This is a genomic window from Thermithiobacillus plumbiphilus (assembly GCF_038070005.1).
In the GTDB taxonomy this organism is placed as follows: domain Bacteria; phylum Pseudomonadota; class Gammaproteobacteria; order Acidithiobacillales; family Thermithiobacillaceae; genus JBBPCO01.
Genome location: NZ_JBBPCO010000005.1, coordinates 87529 through 112919 on the forward strand (window position 1 = coordinate 87529; position 25391 = coordinate 112919).

Here is a 25391-nt window from a genome sequence, read left to right on the forward strand (position 1 = left end):
CGATACCTGCGCTTACTGCGGGGCTTCGACGGCGGCGATGGCCTGCGCCGGATCGGCCCCGGCCACTACCTGCTGCAGGCCCGGCAGGTAGCGGTTCACCGTTTCCACCGCGCCGATCACCATTGGGCGCACCAGCGCCACGCTGACCTGGCAATCCACAATTTCGATACTGTTCTTGAAATTGATCTCGCCGTCCTGCAGATCCATCTCGAAATTGCCCAGCGGCAGGCCGTAGTTGGCGCGGGTCAGGAACTCGGCGACCGCCAGCATCCGCTCGGCCGGGATGTCCAGGCCCCGCGGGCGGACGTAGATCAGGATGCGATTCTGCTCATCGTGGGCATGGGCGAAGATCTCCACCTCGCCCGTGGGCAGTTGCAGGCCGGTGGTCACCACCGGCACCTTCTCCAGACGGGTGGCCTCCCAGCCCATCTCCTTGAAAAATGCGTTCACCGGATCGATCAGGCTCATTTCGCTCTCCTTGTGTGTGCTTGCCGGCATTATTTCACAATTCCACCGGCACCGGCACAGTGGCTTCAGTCGGGGTGAAACCGCTGCGCCAGGCGCACGAATGCTTCGACATCCAGGGTCTCGGCGCGGGCGCCGGGGTCCACCCCGCATTGTTTGATGGCTGCGGCATCCAGCAGGCCCTTGAGGTTGTTGGACAGGGTCTTGCGGCGGCTGGCGAAGGCGGCACTCACCAGTCTTGCGAATTCGTTCTGCAGGCCGGCCGGCACCAGCGGCGTCTCGCGGCGCACCAGCCGCACCACCGCGGAATCCACCTTCGGCGGCGGATTGAAGGCGCCGGGCGGCACCTCAAACAGGCTGTGGACCTCGCAGGCCACCTGCACCATCACCGACAGCCGCCCGTAATCCCGGCCGCCGGGGCGGGCCGCCAGGCGATCGACCACTTCCTTTTGCAGCATGAAGTGCATGTCGCGGATCCACGCGCCGGCATCCAGCAGATGAAAGATCAGGGGCGTGGAGATGTTGTAGGGCAGATTGCCCACCACCCGCAGGGGTTGATCCAGGGTCCGCGCCAATCCCGCGTAATCAAAGGCCAGGGCGTCGCCTGCGTGGATCTCCAGCCTGCTGGCACTGGCATCGCGCAACGCCACCAGCCCCGGAATCAGATCGCGGTCCAGTTCCACCACCTGCAGGACATCCAGATGCGGCAACAGGGCTCGGGTCAGGGCCCCCTGGCCTGGGCCGATCTCGAGCATCGGGTCTGAGCGCCGGGGGCGGATCACCTCGACGATTTTGTGGATGACGCCGGGACTGGCGAGGAAATGCTGGCCGAAGCGCTTGCGCGGACGGTGCGTGCTCATGGAGTGGCTGCCCGCCGGTGCGCCACCATGTCGATGGCAAGCTCGATGGCGGCCAGCAGGCTGCCCGCCTCGGCCCGCCCCGTGCCGGCGAGATCCAGCGCCGTGCCATGATCGACGCTGGTACGCACCAGCGGCAGGCCGAGCGTGACGTTCACCGCCTCGCCAAAGGCATGATATTTCAGTACCGGCAGGCCCTGATCGTGATACATGGCCAGTACAGCATCATGCTGATCGAGATAACGCGGCGTGAACAGGGTATCGGCAGGCAAGGGCCCGGTCAGTTGCAGGCCCTCCGCGCGCAGGGCGTCCAGCGCCGGGCGGATCAGCGTGATTTCCTCACGCCCCAGATGTCCACTTTCGCCGGCATGGGGATTGAGGCCGGCCACCAGGATGCGCGGCACTGGAATGCCGAAATCCCGCTGCAGGGAGGTGTTGAGTATGCGCAGCACCTGCTGCAGTTCAGCCATGGACAGGGCGCCCGCGACTTCGGACAGCGGCAGGTGGGTGGTCGCCAGCGCCACCCGCAGCCCGCGCCCGGTCAGCAGCATGACGACCTTGGGCGTGCCGGTGCGCTCGGCGAGATACTCGGTGTGGCCGGTAAAGGGAATGCCGGCCTCGTTGATGACCGATTTCTGCACCGGGGCCGTGACCAGGGCGTCCATCTCGCCCTGGCGTATCAGGTCCATGGCCTCGTCGAGCCAGCCCAGCACCGCAGGGGCATTGGCCGGATCGAGACGCCCCGGCTCGCAGGGCACAGCAAGCGGCAGGTGGCGCACCCAGAGCGTATCAGCTTGGTGCGCCGCCAAGGCCATGCCCGGCTGCCATTCCCGCAGATCAACCGACAGACCAAGCAAGCTGGCGCGGGCACGCAGACAGTCAATGTCGCCAATGACCAGCAGGGCTGCGGGCAGATCCCCGGCAGCCAGTGCCAGCGTGATATCCGGGCCGATGCCGGCCGGCTCACCCATGCTCAGGGCCAGACGCGGCGGCATCAGAAGTCCCGTTCCTTTTCCTCGACCTTGAGAATGTCCAGGTAGGCGCTCATGTCAGTCTTGCCAGGCTGCTTGGGTGGCAGGGCCAGCACCCGCGCTTCCACCCGGCGGCGGGCGAGGTCGAGCACGATGCTGTCTCCCGGCTTGACGCTGTCGCCTGCCTTGGCAGGCCGGCCATTGATGGTCGCGCAGCCGGCATCGCAGACCTCCTTGGCCAGGGTGCGGCGCTTGATCAGGCGTGTTGCCTTGAGGAAGAGATCAAGCCGCATCGGCCGCCCCGCCCTGCAGGGCGGGATCGAGGATCTTCACGTAGGATTCGGCCCGGATCTCCCGCAGCCACTGCTCCATGCGCTCCTGGGTCTTGCGGTTCTGCAGCTGACTACGTGCGGCCTGGCGGATGTCCTTTTCCGGCACTTCCTGTTGACGCTGGGCAATGGCCTGGATCAGGTGAATGCCGTAAGTGCTGCGCACCGGCCCGCTGATTTCTCCGGGCTTGAGGGCAAACAGGGCCTGCTCGAAGCTTGGCACCATGACGCCCGGACGTACCCAGCCAAGATCCCCGCCCTTGCTGGCCGAACCCGGATCCTGACTGTATTCCCGGGCCAGCGTTGCAAAGTCCCTGCCCTGCAGGAGCTGGCGCTGTATCTGGCCGATCTTCCTTTCCGCCTCGGCAAACTCTTCCGGAGTCTTGGCCTGGATCAGGATATGGCGGGCCGCCATCTCGGGAACCGTGGGCTTGCCTTCTTTCTTGTCGAGCAGCTTGAAGATGTGAAAGCCGATCGGGGTGCGCAGCACCGGACTGATCTGCCCCGCCTGCATGGTATTGAAGACCCGCACGAACTCCGGCGGCAGCTCGCCGGCCCGTTTCTCGCCGAGCCGCCCCCCCTGCAGCGCATCCTGGCCATCCCCCTCGGCCAGCGCCAGTTTCGCGAAATCCTCGCCGCGCTCCAGGCGCGCCCGCAGAGCCTCGGCCTTGGACTGGGCCTGGCTGACCTGGGCTGGACTGGCGTTGTCGGGCAGGGCGATGAACAGGTGCTGCAGGTCATAGCTGTTGCCCCACTGGGCACCAGCCTGTTTGACCAGGGTGTTTTCCTCATCCGCGGTCACCGTGACGCGGCTCTCCACTTCGCGCTGCGCCAGCCGCGCCAGGGCGATGCGGTCGCGGATCTCCTGGCGGAAGCGGGCATAATCCCTGCCTTCCCGGCCCAGTTCCTCGCGGAACTGCTCGACACTGAGATTGTTCTGGCGGGCGATGTTCTGGATGGCCTGGTCAATGGACGCATCATCCACGCGGATGCCACTGCGCTCGGCCAGTTGCAACTGGATGCGGTCCAGGATCATGCGATCCAGCACCTGGCGACGCAGGACGTTTTCGGGCGGCAGACGATCGGCCCCCTCGGCACTCAGGCTTGCAGCGATGGCCGCCACCCGCTCGTTGAGCTCGGAGGCAGTGATGATATCGGTATTGACCACGGCCTCCACGCGATCCAGGGGCTCGACGGGTGCCTGCAAACCCTGGATGGCCGGAGCAGCTTGCGTCGGCGCCGCTTCGGCGGGTGCCACCGGCTGGCTGCCCGGGGCAGGGGCAATCCGCGTGTTGCGGTCCACGAAATCATCCGCAGCCAGGCCGGTCTGGGCGGCCAGACAGCCCAGCAGCAGCGCCAGACCGATTTGCAGGCCATGCTGCCTTGAAGCTTTCAGCATCATTAAAACTCCATTTGCGCGCCCGGCACCATCTGCGTCAGCACGCCGGTCGGTTGATTGCCCAGATTCGTCAGGCCGCGCAGTAAAATCTGGAAAAAGATCGCGCTGTTTTTCTCGCCACCCAGCCGGATCTGATCGTAAACCATCAGCCGGGTGGCCCAGCAGCCACCATCATAGCCCAGGCCCAGCAATTGCTCCAGGGCGCTGTCATCGCGCAGGCTGTAGCGATAGCTGGCCAGCGCTTCCCAGCGGCGGCCCAGCGGCATCTGTCCGGAAAGCACGACCTGATCCACCAGATCCCGCGAGTACCGGTAACTCAGATTCAGCACGCGCCGGGCGCCGGGCTGGTACTGGGCACCGAGATTGTAACGGGACATACGGCTCGCTTTGGGATCATACTGGGCTTCACTGAAAAGCCGCAGATCCTGACGTGGCTGCCAGCGCAGCAGGGCGAAATAGTCCGACTGCTCGCGATCATCCACCACCTGGCCCGCGAGGTCGACCTGCCGGTCATCGAAGTTGCGGATCTGGCCGACCGCGGCACGCAGCAGCTCGCGCCCATTCGGGTTGAGGATGCTGCTGCTCAGACCCAGGGTCACACGGTTGGCCGCATTGATGCGGTCCGCGCCGGCATACAGATTGTCCGCGAAGAGGATGGGATAACTCAGTTGCCGGACATCGGTGTCAAACAGCGGAATGTCGCTCTGGTCGCGCGCTGGAATATAGGTATAGCGGAATTCAGGCTCGATGGTCTGGGTCAGACGCCGACCCAGGTCACGCTCGAACACCAGGCCACCACGCAGACTGGCAAGCGGCAGAACCCGATCCACATTATGATCCAGCCCTGAATCCGTACGCTGCAATTGATAATGGGTGGCATAGGCGCCGAGCTCGGCACCGAAGCTGCCGTAGGGCCGCTCGACCCGCCAGCCGAAACGGGGCACATTGTGGAAACGCTGGCCGATGACGCCCTCGCTGCGCAGGAAGTAGTTGAAGTCACTGTAAATCCGGCCATAGAATCCCTTCTCCAGGGGCCAGTATCCCTGCACGAAGGCTTGCGGCAACTGCTGATAGGGGTTGATGCTGGACTGCGCCAGTTCCTGGTAGCCGCGCAGGGCCACGCCAGCCGTCACCTTGTCACCGACATAATCCAGTCGCGCACTGGAGGCCAGATAGGGAAGGTTACCTAAAGGCAAATTGCCGGAAGTTACGCCACCGAAATCCGACAGGTAGTTGGGATAGCTGACATAATGGAGATCCAGCGCGGTGCTGACACCTTTGCCATACTGCTTCTGGTGGCGCAGGTCACCGGCATAGACCGTTTCCCCGGTCAGCTTGTCACCAGGTAGCACATCCAGATGCCCAACCCCACTGGATGTCTCGCCGAGATATCGATACTCGGTCTGCAGTTGCACCCCGCGCTGGCTCAGCAAACGCGGGGTGATGGTCGCATCCTGGTTGGGGGCGATGTTCCAGTAGAAAGGCGCGGAAACGATGGCGCCATTGATGTCGGAACTACCAAAGCTCGGCGCCAGGAAACCCGTGGCCCGATCTGAGGTGGGAAAGCTCAGGATGGGCAGATAGGCGACAGGCAGCGAAAAGAACTCCAGCCGCCCGCTCCGCACCGTGATCTTTTCCTTCTTCTGATCCAAGAGAATGTTGCGCGCCTGAATGCGCCAGGCCGGATTTGGTCCCGGGCAACTGCTATAGTCGCCCTCGGTAAGGCGGTATTCCCCCGGCCCGAGCTGCTCGGCCTTTTCGGCCTTGCCCTGCGCCTGGCGATCGGCCAGTTGATAACGCGGCGATAGCACGATACCCCGGTCCTGATCCACCCAGACCCGTGCCTCGGGCGCTTCGGTGATCAGGCCAGGTGCCACCAGCTTGACATTTCCGCGCGCCACGATTTGATTGTCATTGCGATCATAATCGACCTGGTCGGCATACAGGGTGCGGCCTTGGTAATGGACCTCGACATTGCCCTGGGCCGACCAGTGCGCGGGATCCGCGCCGCTGATCTGCTCGGCATAGAGCACCACCGATTCATCGGCCGCATGGGCCTGGATGGCAAGCGCGCCCAGCAGGGCAGCAAAAAGGCGGGAAGGCAGAGACATGTCCAATACTGGCATCCATTTGAAGTCGCGTTAAAATCGCACAATCAACCAGAACACGCAAACCCGACATGCGGGCAAGGAGAAGAGATTGGCTGCTGCTCGATTCAAGGCCGATGACGCCACAGGCCGCCCGGCGGCCCTGCGTCACTGGATCGGCTCGCTGGGGCTCGACCCGGCCCAGCTACAGGCCATCCCCGGCGACGCCAGCCTGCGGCATTACTGGCGCCTGTTGAACCCGCCGCGCATCGTCATGGATGCGCCACCGGCAGTGGAAGACACCCTGCCCTTCATCCGCATGGCGCACCGCTTGCGCGAGATCGGTCTGCGCGCTCCCGGGATTCTCGCCGCCGACACGGCCCAGGGATTCCTGCTGCTGGAGGATTTCGGCAGCCTGGACCTCAAAGGCGCCATCGATCTCGGCACGGACCCCACCCCCTGGTATCAGACCGCCATCGAGGCCATCGTGCGCATGCAGGCGGGCGGGCGCGCGTATCACGCCAGCCCGCCCCTGCCGCCCTTCGACGCTGCGCGCCTTAAAACCGAGCTCGAGCTCTTCCCGGACTGGTATCTGCAGCGCCATCTCGGGCGCGAATTGAACGCTGGCGAACGCGCCCTGCTCGATGAGGCCTTCGGCAAGCTGATCGACAATGCCCTGGCGCAGCCGCAGGTCTGGGTGCATCGAGATTATCATGCCCGCAACCTGATGTGCCTGGCCGACGGCGAGGTCGGCATTCTGGACTTCCAGGACGCCGTGCTCGGCCCCATCAGTTATGATCTGGTCTCCCTGCTGCAGGATCGCTACTGGGACTGGCCGACGGACTGGCTCAACGCCCGCATCCAGGACTATCTCTCGCTGGCGCGCGCGGCCGGCCTGCCGGTGGGCAGTGACGTGCAGTTCCGGCAATGGCTCGGGCGCATGGGTCTGCAGCGCAACCTCAAGATCGTCGGCATCTTCGCCCGGCTGCGCTATCGCGATGACAAACAGGGCTATATCGAGATGATCCCGCGCTTCTGGCATTACGTGCTTGAAGCCGCACGCCAGGACCCCGAACTCGCCGCATTCAGCGACTGGCTGGCGAGCCTGCCGCAACCGGAGAACATTGCATGCGTGCCATGATCCTTGCCGCCGGGCGCGGGGAGCGCATGCGACCCCTCACCGACCATACCCCCAAGCCCCTGCTGCCGGTCGGCCCCGAGCCCCTGATCGGACACCACCTGCGACGCCTGCGGTCTGCGGGCATCGAGGATGTCGTCATCAATCTCGCGCATCTCGGCGAGCAGCTACCGGCCGCACTCGGCGACGGCAGCCGCTATGGCCTGCGCATCCACTACAGCCCCGAGCCCGAAGGTGCGCTGGAGACCGCCGGCGGCATCCGCCATGCCCTGCATCTGCTGGGCGATGCGCCCTTTCTGCTGGTCAATGGCGACGTGTACACCGATTTTCCCTTTGAAACCCTGCGCCAGCCACTGAAAGGGCTAATGCACCTGGTGCTGATCCCCAACCCCGACCATCACCCCAACGGTGACTTCGCCCTGGATGCCAGCGGCCAGGTCGCACTGGAAGGCGAGCGCCTGACCTATGCCGGCATCGGCGTCTATGACCCCAGGCTGTTTCACGACCTGCCGCCCGGCCGCCGGCCGCTGGCCCCCTTGCTGAAAGTGGCCATTGCCGCTGGAGAGGTCAGTGGCGAATGCTTTACCGGCTGCTGGATCGACGTCGGCACCCCCGAGCGCCTGGCCCGCGCCCAACGACAAGCGGAGCGACTCCATGCCCTTTGATGCACAAGCCGTCAACCAGCTCGTCAACCCGCCCGCCGACTGGCAGGCCGGCATTCACACCCAGTGGCTGCACTTGCAGGATCTCGCCGTCTGGGGGGATCTCAAGAGCAGCCAGATCGGCCTATTGCCAAAGCTGCGCAAGCGCGTGCTGGACCTGGGCGAGAAGCTGCGATCGGTCTGCAATGACCGCGGCTGGATCCCGCACCCGCGCGAGCAGATCAAGAATGCCCTGGGCTCGAGCCTCAACCTGCTGGACTCCCTGAGCAAGCTCGAAGAAAGCGCGACGGCGCTCGAAGGCGGCGCGGATCTCGAAATCTTTCAGAACGCCCTGCGCGCCCTGCGCAAGGCCATCGATCAGACCCTCATCCCCCGCGACAGCCAGCTTGCCGCCCTGCTCGACAGCCAGTATCAAGAGGAGGATGAAAATTGAATGCTGGAGACTATCAGAAGCCGTGTCTGAGCCTGGGTTTTCTGCTGGTGTATGGTCTGCTGCCAGTGACGACAGCCTTGGCGCAGACGGCGCCGAAACCCGCCACCATCGACGCCTGCGCCGCAGTGGAGAACGACGCGGACAGGTTGGCCTGCTATGACGCCGCTGTAGGGCGGCAGGCGCCCGCAGTCGCCGATGCTGACAGACAGGCCGACTTTGCCAGGATCGCCAAGCATGCCCAGTCCGCCAACCCGCCCGCAGGCGAGCCGAAAAGTCAGACGTCCAGCGATCTGTTTGCCACCCAGCCCAAGGACCGCGCCGGCGAAGCCATTGCCAATGCCGGCAAGGGATCGCTGCTCGACAGCCGCTGGGAACTGGCCAAGGACTCGAAACTGGGCACTTTCAGTTTTCGCGCCTACAAGCCGATCTATCTCTTGCCGGTGTTCTGGAGCAGCAACCCAAATACCCGGCCCCAATCTCCCAATCCGGACAATACGGTCTACTCGGCGCTGCCGCTGGACAACCTGGAAGCCAAATTCCAGCTCAGCTTCAAGACCAAGATGCTGGAAAACCTGGTTGGCAGCAATGGCGATCTCTGGCTTGGCTACACCCAGAGTTCGAGATGGCAAGTCTACAATGGGGATCAGTCGCGCCCTTTTCGCGAGACCGATTACGAGCCGGAAGTCCTGCTGGTGTTCCGCAGCCACTACAACCTGCTCGACTGGAACGGACGGATGCTGGGGCTCGGCTTCAATCACCAATCCAACGGCCGCGCCGACCCCCTGTCACGTAGCTGGAACCGCCTGACCTTCAATGTCGGCCTGGATCGTGACGATTGGGCGCTGACCTTGCGCCCCTGGGTGCGAATCACCGACGGTGGCAATACCGATGACAATCCCGGCATCGAAGACTACATGGGGCGCGGTGACATCCTGCTGGTGCATAAGCATGGCGACCATGAATTCTCGCTGCTGGCACGCCACTCACTGCGCGGCGGCGCCCACTCGCATGGTGCATTGCAGCTTGATTGGGCCTTCCCGATCCACAACAAGCTGCGAGGATATGTACAGGTGTTCGATGGCTATGGCGAGAGCCTGATCGATTACAATCACCGTGCCACTTACCTGGGTTTAGGCATTTCCCTGATGGATTGGTACTAGGGAGTCTCTGCTGGAAGCAGAGATCGGGCGCCACTATTCCCAGGCCACCAAGACCAGCCACCGTCTTGCTTGTCCGTCATGCTCCCGGTGCATTGTCTGCAGCTTTTTCACAAGCCAGTGGTGGCGTCACTTCCCCGCTCTGGCGCAAGTTTGCGAGTTCCGTGGCGAGCAGTTCTTCGGGCTGGCGGGATAGGGCTGTGCGCTCGAACAGCAAGATGTTTTTGCGCTCACGCAAGCGCCGCACGCTCCAGCGTTCCTGGCTGCACATCTGCGTGTAGAAGTCGCGCTGCAGCGGGTCTTTCAGGTAGATCAGCTCCAGAAAATGACTCCATGCCAATTGTCTACTCACTGCGTAGACAATGTCCTGGTCGGGATAGACCTCGGCAAAGCGCAGCATGTGGCGCAGGTTTTTGCTGGAGAAGCCACGCCCGTAGTCGGCTTCCAGTTGCCTGGCCAGCGTGGAGACGATCAGCTCGCCGTATTCCCCCGTTCGCCTTGCAGCACTTCGTTGCGGATGCGCTGGCCGACCTGCCAGTACAGCAGGGTCAGGGCGCTGTTGACGGTGGTGGCAAGGGCGGCGCGGCTGGCTTCGATCAGTTGCCGGATATCGCCCAGCAGGCTGGTTGAGTCTGGCACATTAGATCTCCGGGTCGGCCGCCTGGGTCCGGAACCATTTCCAGCCCTGCCCGACATATTCGTGCACGGCCTCGCTGCTGACACCCAGATAGAGTGCCCGCGGCAACCAGCGCGCCCAGGTCTGGCGCGTGCCCCGATCCAGCCGATAGTCCGTGGGAACCGGCACGACCTGGAATTCCACATGCTGGAACCACTCCATGGCGCGCGGCATGTGCAGTGCCGAGGTGACGAGATAGATCCGGCGGATGTCTTGCCGGCGCAGCAGAGCCAAGCTGAAGCTGGCATTCTGGGCGGTATTGAAGGACTTGTCCTCGATCCAGATCGGATTGTCGATCTGAAAGTCTTCCCGCAATGCCTGGGCCATCAGGACCGCTTCGGCGGGATCGCCCCAGCGCGGCCGCCCACCGGTCACCACCACCGGCAGCCGGGTCTCGCGCGCCAGCATCGCCGCAGCACGCACCCGGGCATAGGTACGCGCGCTGAGCACGGTTTTGCCGGCATCGGGCGCATTGCCCACCGTGCCCCCGGCGAGCACCACGATGGCCTGCGGCGGCGGGCCGCTCAGCTTCTGGGCTCGCAGAGGGGGATATTTATCTTCCAGGGGATAGACCAGGGCACGCGCCACCGGCCCGATGGACAGTGCATAGAGCCCGAGTATGACCAGCAGCACCATGAAAGCCGCGGAATAGCGCAAGCCGAGCAGGGCCAGGGCAATGGCCGCGCCACCCAGCACCAGCAGGATGCCTGGTGGCTGGAGAAAGGCGGCTGCCGTGGTCAGCAGGGCGGCATAGCTCATCGCGCTTGAATCCCCTTCATTGATAAGAAAGCGAAGCGAAGATGCGCCAGCCGTTCCGGGCGAGCGGCACCCTCCGGAGTGGTTTCAGCAACCAGGCACTTTTATCCGTGTTGTCTGGCCTGGGCCTCGGCGTGATAGGAAGAACGCACCAGCGGGCCGCTGGCCACATTCTGAAAGCCCATGGCCTCACCTTCTGCCTTGAGTATAGCGAACTCCTCGGGCGTCACGTAGCGGGCGACCGGCAGGTGATGCCCGGAGGGAGCGAGGTACTGCCCTAGCGTCAGCAGGTCACAGCCATGTGCCCGCAGGTCGCGCATGACGGCCCGGATCTCATCCAGCGTTTCGCCAATACCGAGCATCAGGCCGGACTTGGTCGGCACATTGGGACAACGCGCCTTGAAGGCCGCCAGCAGCTTGAGGCTATGAGCATAGTCCGCACCGGGGCGCGCCAGCTTGTAGAGGCGCGGCACGGTTTCGAGATTGTGATTGAAGACATCGGGCGGCGACTGCACGAGGATGTCCAGCGCCTTGTCCATGCGCCCGCGAAAGTCCGGCACCAGGATCTCGATGCCGGTACCAGGGTTGCGCTGGCGTACCGCCTCGATTACCGCCCGAAAGTGGCCTGCCCCACCATCGCGCAGGTCATCGCGATCCACCGAGGTGATGACGGCGAAACGCAGGCCCATCTTGGCAAGGGTTTCGGCAAGGTGGACCGGTTCATCGGCGTCCGGGGCCTGCGGGCGGCCGTGGGCGACGTCGCAGAATGGGCAGCGGCGGGTGCAGATGTCGCCGAGGATCATGAAGGTGGCAGTCCCGGAACCAAAGCACTCGCCGATATTGGGGCAGGAGGCCTCTTCGCAGACCGTGTGCAGTCCGGCCTCGCGCAGCACGGCCTTGAGCCGCCCGACTTCCGGGTCATTGGTGGAGCGCACGCGCAGCCACTGCGGCTTGGGCAGCCGGGTAGTGACGGGCACGATGGGGATGGGATTGCGCGCTGTCTTGGCCGCGCCGCGCCCGGCCTTGCCGTCGGGGCGCTCTACTGTCTTGTCGTTCATATCAACTCTTTGCGCCGAAAAAGCCGGCTGGATCGGTGAGTGCCTGCCCAAGCGGGATACCCGGCAGCCCTGCCCCGAGTTGCGCCAGAAACCGCGCCGGAATTTCCTGTGGATCGAGATCCGGCAGCAGATCGGCCAATTGAGTCACCGGCAGGTTCTGGTAGCCGCAGGGATTGATGCCGGCGAAGGGGGAAAGGTCCATGGCCGTGTTCAGGGCGAGGCCATGATAGCTGCATCCCCTGCGGATGCGAAGCCCGAGGGATGCGAGCTTGGCGCCTTGTACATAGACGCCAGGCGCGCCCTCGTGCCGCCCGGCCGCCACCCCGGATGCGGCCAGCAGATCGATCACCGCCTGCTCCATCCTGTCCACCAGCTCGCGCACGCCGATCTGGCGCCGGCGCAGATCCAGCAGCAGATAGAACACCCACTGGCCGGGGCCGTGATAGGTCACCTGGCCGCCGCGATCACTGTTGCAAACGGGAATACCGCCCGGATTCAAGATGTGCTCCGCCTTGCCGTTGAGACCCAGGGTATAGACCGGCGCGTGTTGCAGCACCCAGATCTCATCGCTGCTGTCCGACATGCGGGCACTGGTGAAGGCCTGCATGGCTGCCTGCACGGTGGCATAGTCCTGCAGACCGGGGAACAGGCGCACCTGCATGGCTGGCCCCGGTTCCCCGGGGCAAGTCGTCATGACCTCGGCAGGCAGGACCTCAGAGCGCAATGATGACCTTTTCGTCGGCGCTCAGATCCTTATAGATCGCATCGAGCTGTTCCCGGCTCTGGGCCATGAAGCTGCAGGTCACCGACAGGTAGTTGCCATCCCGGCTTTCACGGCACTGGAAGGCATCCTCGGGCAGCCCCTGGGCGTGACGCGCGATGATCCCCTGGATATGGTCCAGCAAGTGCGGCTCATTCTTGCCCATGGCCTTGATGTGAAAGGTATCGGGAAATTTGAGCAGGCTCTCGCCATCGGGTCCCACGGGTGTTCCCTGTGACTGTCTGGAATCCTCACTCATTGCTTCTCTCCTGTGCGTAGCGCCGCCAGCCGTGCCTGATACCAGTCATGGAACTGCGCGAACACCGGGCCGGGCCGGCCGCTGGCGATGGATTGCTCATCCACCCTGGTGACCGGCACGATGGCACGCGTGGAACTGGTGATCCACACCTCATCCGCTGACAGCAACCGTTCCAGCGGAATATCCCTTTCCTGCGCCGGAAAGCCGTGCTCGGCCGCCAGCTCCAGCACCAGATCGCGGGTGATACCGGGCAACAGGAAGGGCCCCTTGGGTGGCGTCGTCAGGACACCATCGAGCACGGCAAAGACATTGCTCGCGGCTCCCTCCAATACCAGACCCTGACGGATCAGCAAGGTTTCAAAGGCACCCCGGTCCTTGGCCAGTTGCTTCATGAGTACGGCCGGCAACAGCGAGACGGTCTTCAGGTCGCAGCGGTCCCAGCGGATATCGGGATGCGAGATGACCGGCACCCCGGCTTCCCGCAGCGCGGGATCACTCTCGCGAATGGGCGTGCACATGGCAAAGACCGTCGGGCGGGGATGCGCCGGAAAGGCGTGTTCGCGGGGAAAGGCCGGGCCACGGGTGACTTGCAGATATACGCTCTGGTCGCCATTACCGTTACGGCGCAGCAATTCCATCAGCATCTCCTGCCAGGCATGGTGTGGCAGGGGATTGTCCATGCGGATGCCGGACAGGCTGTTGTCCAGCCGTTGCAAGTGCTCCTGCAGCCGCAGCAGGCGCCCACCATAGGCCGGAATGACCTCATAGACGCCATCAGCAAACACGAAGCCACGGTCCAGGGGCGAGATGCGCGCCGCGGGCAGCGGCAGGAACTCCCCGTTGAGGTGGACGATCAACTGATCGTCCAGAGCATCATCAAAGAAGTTCATGCCGGTTCTCCTGAATGGCGCGGCTCAGGGCTTACTGAAAGCGCAGACGAACGGTGTCGATGGTCCGGGCGATCAGGCCGCCTTCACTGACACCATGCATGGCCACGGCCGGAATCCGCGCCAGAACCTTGTCACCGTTGCGGACGATGATGGTACCGAGCTGCTGATGCTTTTTCACCGGGGCAATCACCTGCGGGTTGAGCTGGACGCTGGCGGAGATCTGCCCACGGCCACGCGGAACCAGCACATAGTAGTCATGCGCCGCGCCGATCTTCACCTCGTCACTACTGCCCTTCCAGACCTTGACCTTGGTGACCGGCTGGTTGGCGCTGTAGAGCTTGCGGCTTTCGTAGAAGCGGAAGCCGTAGTTGAGCAGGGACTGGGCCTGCTGGGCGCGCGCCTTGGGGCTATCCGTGCCCAGCACCACCGAGATCAGGCGCATATCGGTACGCTTGGCCGTGGCCACCAGGCAGTATTGGGCCTTGTCCGTGAAGCCGGTCTTCATGCCATCCACGGTAGGGTCCCAGTCGAGCAGCAGGTTACGGTTCGGCTGGGTAATGTTGTTGTAGGTAAAGGACTTCTGCGAGTACCAGCGATAATACTGCGGGAAGTCTCGAATGATCGCCCGCGCCAGGAGGGACAGGTCGTAGGCCGTGGTGTAATGGTTCGGATCCGGCAGGCCGGTCGGATTGGTGAAGTGCGTGTTGCGCATGCCAAGCATGCGGGCATAGGCATTCATCAGGTCGGCAAAGGCCGACTCGCTTCCGGCTATGCGCTCGGCCAGGGCCACGGTGGCATCATTGCCGGATACCACGTTCATGCCCTGGATCAGGTCCACCACCTTCACTGGCTTGTTGGGCTCGATGAACATGCGCGAGCCGCCCGTGCGCCAGGCATGCGTGCTCACGGTGACGTACTCGTCGAGCTTGAGCCGACCTTTCTTGAGCTCGTTGAAGACCACATAGTCGCTCATCAGCTTGGTGAGGCTGGCCGGTTCCATGCGTTCATTGGGCGCGCGGGAAGCAATGATCTGGCCGGAAACGTAGTCCATCAGCAGATAAGAGCGGGCCCCAATGTCGGGGGCTGCAGGAATGGGCAGGACGGGGCTGGGGACTGCCTGGGCAAGCCCGGGTGCCAGAAAGAGCATCAGGATCAGCAGGCGGAACTGGTACAGGACTGCAAACAGGGCATCACGAGAGCGCATAAACGACCTTTTCACCACGCATATTTGTAGGGGATCAACAACTTGTAAATTCAGGAATTTCTCAGCAATGCTTCAAGACGGCTTGGGTGGGGTGCCGTGGGCATATCACCCACCTGCAGAGCAGGCCCGGTATTTTCCTCGATGATTTCGGCATCCGCCATGCCCTGCTCATTGAGCCGGGCCTTCCAGTGGGCCGCTTCGGAAATGGTATCCAGCGGGCCGAGGCGGACTTGGAAGCGCGGATAGAAGCCCCCCTGGGTTTCCTTGGCAGCCACTGGCATGATGCCCGCCTGGCGCAGTTCAGCAGCAAAGTGGTCCGCAGCGGCTTGACTGCCGAATTCGGCAATGCCGACATAGAGCTGGGGGGCCGCGGAACCTTGCAGGGAAGCCATTACCGGCGTCAAGGGCGAGACTGTCGGGGCTTTCTGTGGCAGATCATCCGGCCGGATGCGCGTCAGCTCCACCTTGGCCGTACCCTTGCGGACCATGCCAAGCTTCTTGGCGGCGCCATAGGACAGATCGATCAGCCGGTTGCCGTGATAGGGGCCGCGATCTGTGATCCGCACGATCACGGACAGGCCATTATCCAGATTGGTTACCCGCACCAGCGAGTTCAGGGGCAGGGTCTTGTGCGCCGCAGTCAGGGCATGCATGTTGAATACATCTCCAGAGGCCGTCTTGCGTCCGTGGAAGGCCTTGCCATAGTAGGAGGCGATCCCTTCCGCATAATAGGCCGCTGCTCGGGAAAACTTCTTGAGTTTGGAGGAGGCTGTCTTGGAGACCTTCTCCAGCCGGGTTTCCAGCCCAGGCGAATCCGCCTGGGCCGTTCGTGAATGCGGCAGTCCCAACAGTAGCAGGAGTGTCAGCAACAGCAGCTTACATGGTTCCTTGCGTTCCGGCAGGAAAGTCATCCGGTTCCTCCGCGCTCATCCTGGCGGACTCTCCACAACCGCTTCATCGGGGCTCCGCAACCGCTGCATCATTTCCAGCGCCGCCATGGCATAGAGTGGGCTGCGGTTGTAGCGGGTGATCACGTAGAAGTTGTGAAAAGTCACAAAATATTGCGGGCCGTCCTCGCCTTCGAGCTCCAGCAGGGATACCGGCAGATTCGCCGCAGCGCTGCCATTCAGGTCGGTTTCCGGGTAGATCCCGGCACTGGCCAGATCGTTCAAGGTGTAACGGGGACGGAGGTCATTGGACAGGAATTTACCGGGATCGGCGTCCGCGGTCAAACGCGCGGGCACGGCAACCGGCTCGCCGGCATGCCAGTCGTGCTGGCGAAAATAGTTGGCCACCGACCCTGCGATATCCGGGATGGAGTGCCAGAGGTCGCGTCGGCCGTCTCCATCGGCATCCACGGCATAGTGCTGATAGCTGCTGCTGATGAACTGCGGCATGCCCATGGCACCAGCGTAGGAGCCCTTGGTACGCATGGGGTCCAGACCCTCCTCGCGGCTCAGCACCAGGAAATCGGCGAGTTGGCCGCGGAAGAAGTCCGAGCGCCGCGGAAAGCCGAGAAACAGCGTGGCATTGGCCTGGAACACCGGATAGGTACCCATGTTCCTGCCGTAGAAGGTCTCGATCCCGAGAATACTCAGGATGACCTCTTCCTCCACCTGATACTCCTTGCTGACCTGGGCGAGCACGTTCTGATGCTTGTGCCAGAATTCCCGGCCGGCTTCGATGCGCTTGGGGGTGATGAAGATCTTGCGATAGCGGTACCAGGGCATGCCCTCGGCGGGCTTGGTCATGGTGCTCAGGATCTTCTGATCCGGCGTGAAGCCCTCGAACAGGGGTTCGAGTTCGTCGGCGGCAAAGCCCTGCTTGCTCACCAGATCATTGATGAAGAGCTCGACCGCGGATTGCTGGTTCAGGCTCAGATCCGGCCCGCTGGCGGCGGAGGCAAGCTGCAAGGAGGCGGAACCCTGAGCCGGCGCGGACTTGCCGGTGGCCGTCGGTGCCCCGGGATTGGCTGGAATCTTGGCCAGGACGGTGCCGGATGCGGCGGAACTCGTCTCGGTCGGTGCGCTGGCGCATCCGCCAAGGCTCAGGATCAGGGTCAGGAATGCAAGGGATTTTGAATTCACAGCAAACTCTCTCAGGCGTTGATGCGGCGATGGGCATGGACGGACATCAGGATACCGAAGGTCGCCATCAGGGTGATCATCGAGGTGCCGCCATAACTGATGAACGGCAAGGGTACGCCAACCACCGGCAAAATACCGGATACCATGCCCATGTTGGCGAAAACATAAACGAACAAGGTCAGACTCAGGGCGCCGGACAGAATGCGGGCAAAGGGATCCTTGTTCTCAAAGGCAATGATGAGCCCCCGGCCGATCACCAGTAGGTACAGGGACAGGAGCACGATCTCCCCGGCCAGGCCGAACTCCTCGGCAAACACCGCGAAGATGAAGTCCGTATGGCTTTCCGGGATGAAATCCAGCCGCGCCTGCGTACCCTGGAGCCAACCCTTGCCCATCACCCCACCCGACCCAATGGCTATCATGCTCTGGATGATGTGATAGCCGGACCCCAGGGGATCTGCCTGGGGATCGAGCAGGGTCAGGATACGCTGGCGCTGGTACTCATGCAAAAAATGCCACAGCACCGGGGCACTGGCCAGCAGCAGGGTACCAAGCCCGGCGAACCAGACAAAGGGCACGCCAGCCAGCCAGAGCACGAAGAAACCGGCGGCGGCGATCAGGCTGGCGGTGCCCAGATCCGGCTGTTTCAGCACCAGTACGAAGGGCAGGCCCATCAGCAGCAGTCCAATCAGCACCGACTTGGTATTGCGGGCCGATTCCTGGGAATAGTAACGCGCCAGGAACATTGGCAGGGCCAGCTTCATGATCTCGGAAGGCTGGAAGCTCATGAAACCGAGATCGAGCCAGCGCCGGGCCCCCAGCCGGATCTCCCCGGCCACTGCTACCAGTATTAATAGGACAAGCCCCAGGAAATACAAGTAAGGGGCCCAGGCATAGAGGATGCGTGGTGGCATGCGGGCAATGAGCAGCACCACCGCAAATCCCAGCCCATAGCGCATCAGCTGGCGCAGCACCATGGCGGTATCCTGTCCGGAAGCACTATAGAGCGCGAGCATGCTGACCATCATCAGCATCACCACCAGCAGGATCAATCCAATATCAAGGCTGCGGAAAAAACCTCGGACCTGCATCATTCATCTCCTGCAAGGGGTGCCGGGCCAGTGGATGGCAGGACCACCCTTCGATTGTCTGCCGGCGGCACAGGTTCAGCCGCTGGGTTGCCAGCCGCCTGCGCCGTCAGCGGCATTTTTGGCGCAAGAGACGGCACTGGCGGCGCCAGGTAGGCGTCCACGATGGTACGTGCCACCGGCGCTGCAGCCGTATTGCCATGCGCGCCGTGCTCGATGATGACCGACACCGCGATTCGCGGCTGTTCGACGGGCGCATAGGCAATGAAAAGCGCGTGATCCTTGAGCTCTTCGGCGGTGTGATTGATGGCGCGCCCGCTGGCGTCGCGGCGCAGGCCCGCCACCTGGGCCGAGCCGGTCTTGCCGGCGATCGTGACCGCTCCCCGGTTGATGTTGGTGGCCGTGCCACCCGTCACAACCAGCTCCATGCCCTCGCGCACGACCTGCAGATCACGCTGGGACATATGCTGGACCTGCCCAGGCCGGGCCAGCAGCGATTGCCGCCTGCCACTGGCCTGGTCCTGCAGAAAACGCCCGACCCGGGGCTGCACTGCAACCCCGCCATTTGCCACCATGGCCGTGGCGCGCGCCAGTTGCAGGGGCGTGGTCAGCATATAGCCTTGGCCGATACCGGCGATCACGGTCTCTCCGGGGTACCAGATCTGCTTGAAGCGCTTGCGCTTCCAGTCCGGCGAGGGCAGCAAACCGGATTTCTCGCCCAGCAGATCGATGCCGGTCTTCTGACCAAAACCGAACTGCTGCAGGGAGTCGTGCATGCGCTGGATGCCGAGATTCATGGCCACGGTATAGAAATACACATCGCAGGATTGCGCGATGGCACTGCGCGCGTCTTCATTGCCATGACCGCCATGCTTCCAGCAGTGATACTTGTGACTCTTGCCGGGCAGGCGGAAATAACCGGGACAGTAGATGGGGGTTTCCGGTGTCACCACTCCGGTTTCCAGGCCCGCCATGGCCACGAAGGGCTTGAGCGTCGAGCCTGGCGGGAACATGCCGCGCAGGAAGCGGTTGGTCATCGGATGATAAGGGTCCTTCTGCAGGGCGTTCCACAAGCCGTTGCTGATGCCATCCACGAACCAATTGGGATCGTAGCCCGGCATGCTGGCCAGGGCCAGCAGCTCGCCGGTCTCGGTATCCATGGCGACGGCGGCACCCTGGCGTTCACCAATGGCCGTCTCGGCGGCACGCTGGACATCCAGGTCGATGCTCAGCACCAGGTTCTGCCCCGGTACCGCCGGGACGACATCGAGATCGCGGATCACCCGACCATGGGAGTTGATCTCTACCTGCTTGTAGCCTGCCTGCCCTCGCAACAGGGATTCATAGGCCTTTTCGACGCCATCCTTGCCGATGTAGTCCAGGCCGGCATACTCATCGGGGTTGATGCGCTTGAGATCCTGACCATTGAGGCGGCCGACATAGCCAAGCAGATGGGACGCCAGCATGCCATGGGGATAGATTCTCCGCAGGCGGGCATTGACCGCCACGCCCGGAAACTCATGCCGATGAATGGCGAAGGTGCCGACCTCCTCGTCGCTCAGATCACTGCGCAGCACGACACCTTCGAAGGCACGCTTGCGCTTTACATTGCGCCGGAAGCTCTTGACGTCATCCGCGCTGATCGGCAGCAGGCGCTGCAGGCCCTGCAGGGTGCGATCCAGATCCGGCACGCGCTCGGTCACCAGCTCCAGCGTGTACATGGGCCGGTTTTCCGCCAGGATCCGGCCCTTGCGATCCAGGATCAGGCCACGGGTCGGCGGAATGGGCACCACGGCAATGCGATTCTGGGTCGAGAGCGTGCTGTAATGCTCGTGCTGGACCACCTGCAGATAACTCAGGCGGGTCAGCAACAGCGCCGTCAGGATCAGCAGGCCGATGAAGGCTTGCGTCACACGTACGCTGAAGCGCCGCAGATCCCGTTCATTCTGGAGATTCATCTGGCGAAGGACTTTTCCTCAATCAAGTTTCGCGCGGCGTTTCACGGCGGAGAGGGCCAGAAAGACCAGCGGCCAGAACAGCGCGGTGGTCAGCGGCTGGATGAAATCGGACATCTGCAGGGAAGTCGGAACCCAGGCACTGCGTACAAGCCACACGAATACATGTTCCAGATAGGAGTAGAACAGAATGATCGCCATCTGCTGCCAGGGCGGAAAGATCTGAATCTGCAGGTGCAGACGCAAGGTAAAATAAGCCAACAGGGACTTGGTGAAGGCATGCAGACCGAGCCAGCCACCGCTGAGGGTGTCCTGCAACAGACCGACTACCCAGGCAGTGCCGATTCCCGCCAGGCGCGGCATCATCAGCACCCAGTAGATCAGAATCAGCAAGGTGAAGTCAGGCCGGAACTGCGCCACATCGAGCGGCAACGCCAGATTGTCGGCAATCATTCCCACCAGCAGAGACAAGGGAATCAGCAAGTAGTTCACGATGCCGGGCCCTCGGCGGCACTGCCAGCCTGAGCACCCGGCTGCGGCGCCCAGGCCAGCAACACTTCTTCCAGGCGATCCATCTGCACCCAGGGGCGTACCCTCACTTCCGAGAAAGCCGTGCCCTTCCCCACCCTGATCGAAACCACCTGCCCGATCGGCAGCCCCTTCGGGAAGACTCCGCCCAAACCGGAAGAGAGAATGACGTCCCCTTTCCTCAGGTCCGCATTGTGCGGCAGAAACGGAATGCTCAGATAAACCGGATTGCCATTGCCATTGACGAGCACATTCTTGCGGGTACGCAAGACCTGGGCCGGCAGGCTCTGACCGGCATCGGTCAGCAGGGCCACCTGGCTGCTGAATGGCCCGATGCGCACCACCTGGCCGACGATGCCGCTGGCGGCGATCACGCCCTGGCCAACGAAAACACCGTCGCGACTGCCAAGGTCTACCGTCAGCATGTGCGTCGAGGCATCATGGCTGGCGCCCACCACCCGTGCCATGCGGGTACGACCGGGCATGCGCCGGGCGGCATCCAGCAGGTCCTGCAGCCGGCGATTTTCCTGTTCCAGGGCCCTCAGGCGCACAAGCTTCGGCTTCACCAGTTCCAGCGCCTGCTTCATGCGCTGGTTCTCCTCGTGCAGACTGCGATTGCTGCGCAAACCATCCTGGGCATCCAGCCAGAGCTGTTCCGGTGCCTGCGCAGCGGCCTGGATCGGATAAACCACGGCGAGCAACCAGCCCCGCTTGAAACTCTGGTCGCGCTGATCGAAGAACAGCAACAGCAATGCCAGCGCCAGAAAGAAGATCAGTCTGGCCAGCAGCGGCGCGGGACGAAGCAGGGAAAACTGGGCCATGGGACCTAGGGCCAAATACGCTGAAGGGAGGTGAAACAGACTGGCGGGTCTGCTGGTGGGCGATGGTCTGACCAGTCACCCGCCAGCAGCCCAGGACTCATTCGTCCGTGAACACGTCGCCGAGACGCTCCATTTCTTCCAGCGCCCGCCCGCCACCACGCGCCACGCAGGTCAGCGGGTCTTCCGCGATGACTACCGGCAGACGGGTTTCTTCCTCGATGAGCTTGTCGATATCCCGCAGCAGCGCGCCACCGCCGGTCAGCACCAGACCGCGTTCGGCAATGTCCGCGCCGAGTTCGGGTGGGGCCTGCTCCAGGGCCACCTTGATGGCGTCCAACACCGCCGTGAGCGGATCGGACAGGGCTTCCAGCACCTCGGCGCTGGAAATGCGGAAACTCCTGGGAATGCCTTCGGCCAGATTGCGTCCCCGTACCTCGATCTCGAGCACTTCGGAGCTGGGGTAGGCGCAACCAATGGTCTTCTTGATGTGCTCGGCCGTGGCCTCGCCAATCAGCATGCCGTAATGGCGGCGAATATAGTTGGTGATGGCTTCATCGAGTTTGTCGCCACCTACACGCACGCTCTGGGAATAGACCACGCCGCCCAGGGCGATGACGCCCACCTCGGTGGTGCCGCCACCGATGTCCACCACCATCGAACCGGTGGCCTCGGCAACCGGCAGTCCGGCACCGATGGCTGCGGCCATGGGCTCCTCGATCAAGTGCACCTCGCGCGCGCCGGCACTCTGGGCAGACTCGCGGATCGCCCGCCGCTCCACCTGTGTCGCCCCGAAGGGCACGCAGATGATGATGCGGGGGCTCGGGCGCAGAAAGCGTTGCTGATGCACCTTCTTGATGAAGTACTTCAGCATGGCCTCGGTCACCTGGAAATCGGCAATCACACCATCCCTCATGGGCCGGATGGCCGTGATGTTGGCCGGCGTGCGACCCAGCATCTTTTTGGCATCCTCGCCAACGGCCTGGATGCGCATGCCATTGTTGTTTCCCCGGCCGGTCCGAATGGCCACCACCGAGGGTTCAGAAAGTACGATTCCCTTGCCACGCACGTAGATCAGCGTATTGGCGGTGCCCAGGTCAATGGCGAGATCGCTGGAGAAAAGACCAAGAAAGCGATTAAAGATCATGAGGAGCAGGATTTCCGGAAGGGTGACAAAAATTTGGCATACTCTATCAGCGCTCTGATCCGGGTTCAACACGCGGGAGATCAGGCATCAGCTTATATATGCGGTCTCATCCATAGATAGCTCATAAAGCTGGCCTGTCAAGAAAGCCGCATCGATTGCCGGCAAACGATTTTTCTCAGGCCTCGGCCGGGCCTGCCACCCGCCAGACCGAAGTGGGTGGCCAACTCCCGCCCCTGGACATCGTGCGCTTGGCACGGATGATAGTTCAGTAAACTTTCTCAAGCCCTGCGCCGGGCAGCTGGTCAGCAGCTCCCGCAAGAGGAGGTGGCATGTACCGGCGTCGCTGGTATCTGGGTTTCGGAATTGCGGCATCGCTCCTGCTGCTGGGCGTCCTCCTGCATCAGCCGCTGGAGCGCGGTTATCAGACCCTGCTGGTGCTGTCCGATATCGCGGCAGGCCCGTCATCCTCACCGTTCAAACTACGCACGCCCTCGCCGACACGCCAGACGCTTGTCTTTCAGGTCAACGGCCGAACCCGTACCGGCGATCTTTATCTGCCCGCGCAGGGCCGCCCGCGCGCGGGCATGGTGCTGTTACCCGGCATCGTGCCGCAGGGCGGGCGCGAACCGCGCCTGGTGGCCTTTGCCGGCGCCCTGGCCCGCGCGGGCTTTGCCGTGCTGGTACCGGATTTCCCCGCCTTCCGGCAGCTTATGGTCCGGCCGGGGGATGCGCGCATTGCCGCCGATGCCTTCCACTATCTGGCCAGACAGCCGAATCTCGCCCCGGCCGGGCGGGCTGGCATGGGCGCCTTCAGTTACGCCGTTGGCGTTGCGGTCCTGGCATCCCTGCAGGCCGATGTCCGGACACAGGTGCGCTTTATCCTGGGCGTCGGCGGTTATCACGATATCGGGGCAGTCGTGCGCTTCTTCACCACCGGTTACTTTCAACACCAAGGTCAGTGGTTTCATCTGCGGCCAGACCCTTATGGACAGTGGGTGTTCGTCAACAGCAGCCTGCCCTATCTGCACAGTCCGGTGGACAAACAGATCCTGCAGTCGATGGTGCGGCTCAGGCTCCAGAACCCGCGCGCCGATCTCGCGCCACTCGCCACCCAGCTCGGGCCCGAGGGCCGGGCCCTGTATGCCCTGCTGAGCAACCGTGATCCGAATCAGACCACGGCCCTGCTGCGTGCCCTGCCCATCCCGCTGCAGGCGGCCCTTTCCGGCATGAGCCTGGTCGACAAGCCGCTTCAGGACCTGCGCGCCCGCCTGATTCTGGTGCATGGCATGGACGACAATCTGGTGCCCTACCCGGAAAGCATCGCACTGACCCGAGCGGTCCCGCCCGGTCAGGCCCGGCTCTACCTGATTCACCGCGTCCTCATCCACGTCGAGTTCGACCAGGCGCCCTGGACGAGCTGGCGCTTCTGGCGCGAGGACCTTCCCGACTACTGGCGGCTCTTCCGGGCGGTCCATGCGCTCCTGGGCGAGCAAGCGCCGGCCTAGCGGTGGTAGGCCGGCGACAGTTCGTGCACGGCAGCGATGAAGGCCGCCGCGCGCTCGGGGTTCACATGTTGATGGATTCCGTGTCCGAGATTGAAGATATGCCCGGTACCCGGTCCGTAGCTTGCCAGGATGCTGTCCACCTCGGCGCGAATGCGCGCAGGATCGGCATAGAGCACCGCGGGATCCATGTTGCCCTGCAGCGCTACCCGGCTTCCGACCCGCTGACGCGCCGTGCCGATGTCCAGAGTCCAGTCCACCCCCAGCACGTCCGCCCCGGTTTCCGCCATCAGCTCCAGCCACTGCCCGCCGCCCTTGGTGAAAAGAATCACCGGCACGCGCCGGCCCTCATGCTCACGGGTCAGGCCCTGAAAGATCTGGGCCATGTAGTTCAGGGAAAAATTGCGGTAGTCGCGCGGCGTGAGCACCCCGCCCCAGGTGTCAAAGATCATCAGCGCCTGGGCCCCGGCCGCGACCTGGGCATTGAGATACTGGGTCACGCTGCGGGCCAGGATGTCCAGGAGCCTGGCCAGGGTCTCCGGCGCATCGTAGAGCATGCCCTTGATGCGTGCAAACTCCTTGCTGCCGCTGCCCTCGACCATGTAAGTCGCAAGCGTCCAGGGGCTGCCGGCAAAGCCGATCAAGGGTACCCGGCCCGCGAGCGCACGGCGAATAGAACGCACCGCATCCATGACGTATTTCAGCTCGCCCTCGGGGTCCGGCACAAAGAGCCTGTCCACATCGGCCGCAGTACGAACCGGATTATCGAACACCGGCCCTTCGCCCTCAGCAAAACGCAGGCCAAGATTCATGGCGCCGGGCACGGTGAGGATGTCGGAAAAGAGGATGGCGGCATCCAGGGGGAAACGCTCCAGAGGCTGGAGCGTCACCTCGGTGGCAAGTTCTGCGTTCATGCACAGCTCCAGAAAGGAACCGGCCCTGGCGCGGGTGGCGCGATACTCGGGCAGATAGCGCCCGGCCTGGCGCATCATCCAGACCGGGGTATACGGCGTGGGCTGGCGCAGGCAGGCGCGCAGGAAGGTGTCGTTTTGCAAGGTATTCATAGGGATTCCGACTGAAGGCTTTGCCGGATTATCGCCGGCTTTCCCCGCAGACACAACGTTCGCCACGGCGCAAGCCACAGGACATGAAAAAGGCCGGTTGC

27 protein-coding genes are annotated in these 25391 nt (G+C 63.3%); 5 read left to right on the forward strand and 22 right to left on the reverse strand.

From position 1 onward, the window contains the following. Positions 1-12: 12 nt before the first annotated feature. The 6 genes from WOB96_RS06560 to WOB96_RS06585 form a co-directional block, all read right to left on the reverse strand. Positions 13-468 (reverse strand): YbjN domain-containing protein, encoded by a 456-nt coding sequence (locus WOB96_RS06560; protein ID WP_341370485.1) that lies wholly within the window; start codon positions 466-468, stop codon positions 13-15. Between the two features lie 65 nt (positions 469-533). Next, positions 534-1325 carry a 16S rRNA (adenine(1518)-N(6)/adenine(1519)-N(6))-dimethyltransferase RsmA gene (gene rsmA / locus WOB96_RS06565; RefSeq protein WP_341370486.1) on the reverse strand — a complete coding sequence of 264 codons (792 nt, stop codon included), beginning with the start codon at positions 1323-1325 and terminating at the stop codon, positions 534-536. Beyond that, positions 1322-2317 (reverse strand): 4-hydroxythreonine-4-phosphate dehydrogenase PdxA, encoded by a 996-nt coding sequence (pdxA, locus tag WOB96_RS06570; protein ID WP_341370487.1) that lies wholly within the window; start codon positions 2315-2317, stop codon positions 1322-1324. Before pdxA ends, rsmA begins: the two co-directional genes overlap by 4 nt. Then, positions 2317-2586, reverse strand: coding sequence for an RNA-binding S4 domain-containing protein (locus WOB96_RS06575; RefSeq protein ID WP_341370488.1), 270 nt, complete (start codon positions 2584-2586; stop codon positions 2317-2319). The genes pdxA and WOB96_RS06575 overlap by 1 nt, the downstream gene beginning before the upstream one ends. Continuing rightward, on the reverse strand, positions 2576-4024 hold the full coding sequence (locus tag WOB96_RS06580; protein WP_341370489.1) for a peptidylprolyl isomerase: 1449 nt from the start codon (positions 4022-4024) through the stop codon (positions 2576-2578). The genes WOB96_RS06575 and WOB96_RS06580 overlap by 11 nt, the downstream gene beginning before the upstream one ends. After that, positions 4024-6132: an LPS-assembly protein LptD gene (locus tag WOB96_RS06585; RefSeq protein WP_341370490.1), complete on the reverse strand. Its 2109-nt coding sequence runs from the start codon at positions 6130-6132 to the stop codon at positions 4024-4026. The genes WOB96_RS06580 and WOB96_RS06585 overlap by 1 nt, the downstream gene beginning before the upstream one ends. 88 nt (positions 6133-6220) lie before the next feature. Between WOB96_RS06585 and WOB96_RS06590 the strand changes: the two genes are divergently transcribed. Genes WOB96_RS06590 through WOB96_RS06605 form a run of 4 tightly spaced genes read left to right on the forward strand, consistent with a single transcriptional unit; the run spans position 6221 to position 9501 of the window. Continuing rightward, positions 6221-7249 (forward strand): aminoglycoside phosphotransferase family protein, encoded by a 1029-nt coding sequence (locus WOB96_RS06590; protein ID WP_341370491.1) that lies wholly within the window; start codon positions 6221-6223, stop codon positions 7247-7249. Continuing rightward, entirely contained in the window at positions 7237-7911 is a 675-nt protein-coding gene (gene murU, locus WOB96_RS06595; protein WP_341370492.1) for an N-acetylmuramate alpha-1-phosphate uridylyltransferase MurU, read from the forward strand. The genes WOB96_RS06590 and murU overlap by 13 nt, the downstream gene beginning before the upstream one ends. Next, positions 7901-8341: a hypothetical protein gene (locus WOB96_RS06600; protein WP_341370493.1), complete on the forward strand. Its 441-nt coding sequence runs from the start codon at positions 7901-7903 to the stop codon at positions 8339-8341. The genes murU and WOB96_RS06600 overlap by 11 nt, the downstream gene beginning before the upstream one ends. Then, positions 8338-9501: a phospholipase A gene (locus WOB96_RS06605; protein WP_341370494.1), complete on the forward strand. Its 1164-nt coding sequence runs from the start codon at positions 8338-8340 to the stop codon at positions 9499-9501. Before WOB96_RS06600 ends, WOB96_RS06605 begins: the two co-directional genes overlap by 4 nt. Positions 9502-9577: 76 nt before the next feature. On the opposite strand, the gene WOB96_RS06610 is transcribed toward WOB96_RS06605, so the two are convergent. The 15 genes from WOB96_RS06610 to WOB96_RS06680 form a co-directional block, all read right to left on the reverse strand. Next, positions 9578-10036 (reverse strand): DUF1016 N-terminal domain-containing protein, encoded by a 459-nt coding sequence (locus WOB96_RS06610; RefSeq protein ID WP_341370562.1) that lies wholly within the window; start codon positions 10034-10036, stop codon positions 9578-9580. Next, complete coding sequence (locus WOB96_RS06615) at positions 9970-10137, reverse strand: DUF1016 N-terminal domain-containing protein (RefSeq protein ID WP_341370495.1); 168 nt, start codon at positions 10135-10137, stop codon at positions 9970-9972. Before WOB96_RS06615 ends, WOB96_RS06610 begins: the two co-directional genes overlap by 67 nt. A gap of 1 nt (position 10138) precedes the next feature. Then, positions 10139-10933 (reverse strand): YdcF family protein, encoded by a 795-nt coding sequence (locus WOB96_RS06620; RefSeq protein WP_341370496.1) that lies wholly within the window; start codon positions 10931-10933, stop codon positions 10139-10141. Positions 10934-11034: 101 nt separating this feature from the next. Then, positions 11035-11988: a lipoyl synthase gene (gene lipA / locus WOB96_RS06625; protein ID WP_341370497.1), complete on the reverse strand. Its 954-nt coding sequence runs from the start codon at positions 11986-11988 to the stop codon at positions 11035-11037. 1 nt (position 11989) lies between these two features. Beyond that, positions 11990-12682, reverse strand: coding sequence for a lipoyl(octanoyl) transferase LipB (lipB, locus tag WOB96_RS06630; RefSeq protein WP_341370498.1), 693 nt, complete (start codon positions 12680-12682; stop codon positions 11990-11992). 19 nt (positions 12683-12701) lie between these two features. Then, the gene (locus WOB96_RS06635) at positions 12702-13007 is read right to left on the reverse strand and encodes a YbeD family protein (protein WP_341370499.1); all 306 of its coding nucleotides are present in this window, start codon (positions 13005-13007) and stop codon (positions 12702-12704) included. Then, positions 13004-13897, reverse strand: a complete 894-nt coding sequence (locus WOB96_RS06640; protein WP_341370500.1) for a D-amino acid aminotransferase — start codon at positions 13895-13897, stop codon at positions 13004-13006. The genes WOB96_RS06635 and WOB96_RS06640 overlap by 4 nt, the downstream gene beginning before the upstream one ends. A gap of 31 nt (positions 13898-13928) precedes the next feature. After that, positions 13929-15101 (reverse strand): D-alanyl-D-alanine carboxypeptidase family protein, encoded by a 1173-nt coding sequence (locus tag WOB96_RS06645; protein WP_341370501.1) that lies wholly within the window; start codon positions 15099-15101, stop codon positions 13929-13931. 50 nt (positions 15102-15151) lie between these two features. Then, a complete protein-coding gene (locus tag WOB96_RS06650) occupies positions 15152-16012 on the reverse strand; it encodes a septal ring lytic transglycosylase RlpA family protein (protein WP_341370502.1) in 861 nt (286 codons plus the stop codon). 15 nt (positions 16013-16027) lie between these two features. Continuing rightward, positions 16028-17188 carry a lytic murein transglycosylase B gene (gene mltB, locus WOB96_RS06655; RefSeq protein ID WP_341370503.1) on the reverse strand — a complete coding sequence of 387 codons (1161 nt, stop codon included), beginning with the start codon at positions 17186-17188 and terminating at the stop codon, positions 16028-16030. Between the two features lie 11 nt (positions 17189-17199). After that, positions 17200-18282: a rod shape-determining protein RodA gene (gene rodA / locus WOB96_RS06660; RefSeq protein WP_341370504.1), complete on the reverse strand. Its 1083-nt coding sequence runs from the start codon at positions 18280-18282 to the stop codon at positions 17200-17202. Further along, the gene (gene mrdA, locus WOB96_RS06665) at positions 18279-20234 is read right to left on the reverse strand and encodes a penicillin-binding protein 2 (RefSeq protein WP_341370505.1); all 1956 of its coding nucleotides are present in this window, start codon (positions 20232-20234) and stop codon (positions 18279-18281) included. The genes rodA and mrdA overlap by 4 nt, the downstream gene beginning before the upstream one ends. An 18-nt stretch (positions 20235-20252) precedes the next feature. Next, positions 20253-20723 carry a rod shape-determining protein MreD gene (gene mreD / locus WOB96_RS06670; RefSeq protein WP_341370506.1) on the reverse strand — a complete coding sequence of 157 codons (471 nt, stop codon included), beginning with the start codon at positions 20721-20723 and terminating at the stop codon, positions 20253-20255. Next, the gene (gene mreC / locus WOB96_RS06675; RefSeq protein ID WP_341370507.1) at positions 20720-21580 is read right to left on the reverse strand and encodes a rod shape-determining protein MreC; all 861 of its coding nucleotides are present in this window, start codon (positions 21578-21580) and stop codon (positions 20720-20722) included. The genes mreD and mreC overlap by 4 nt, the downstream gene beginning before the upstream one ends. A 97-nt stretch (positions 21581-21677) precedes the next feature. After that, complete coding sequence (locus WOB96_RS06680; RefSeq protein ID WP_423229722.1) at positions 21678-22724, reverse strand: rod shape-determining protein; 1047 nt, start codon at positions 22722-22724, stop codon at positions 21678-21680. A gap of 329 nt (positions 22725-23053) precedes the next feature. On the opposite strand from WOB96_RS06680, the gene WOB96_RS06685 reads away from it, so the two are divergent. Continuing rightward, positions 23054-24229: a dienelactone hydrolase family protein gene (locus WOB96_RS06685; RefSeq protein ID WP_341370508.1), complete on the forward strand. Its 1176-nt coding sequence runs from the start codon at positions 23054-23056 to the stop codon at positions 24227-24229. Here WOB96_RS06685 and hemE read toward each other — a convergent pair. Beyond that, positions 24226-25290, reverse strand: a complete 1065-nt coding sequence (hemE, locus tag WOB96_RS06690; protein ID WP_341370509.1) for a uroporphyrinogen decarboxylase — start codon at positions 25288-25290, stop codon at positions 24226-24228. The two genes, WOB96_RS06685 and hemE, sit on opposite strands and share 4 nt — an antisense overlap. Between the last annotated feature and the right edge of the window lie 101 nt (positions 25291-25391).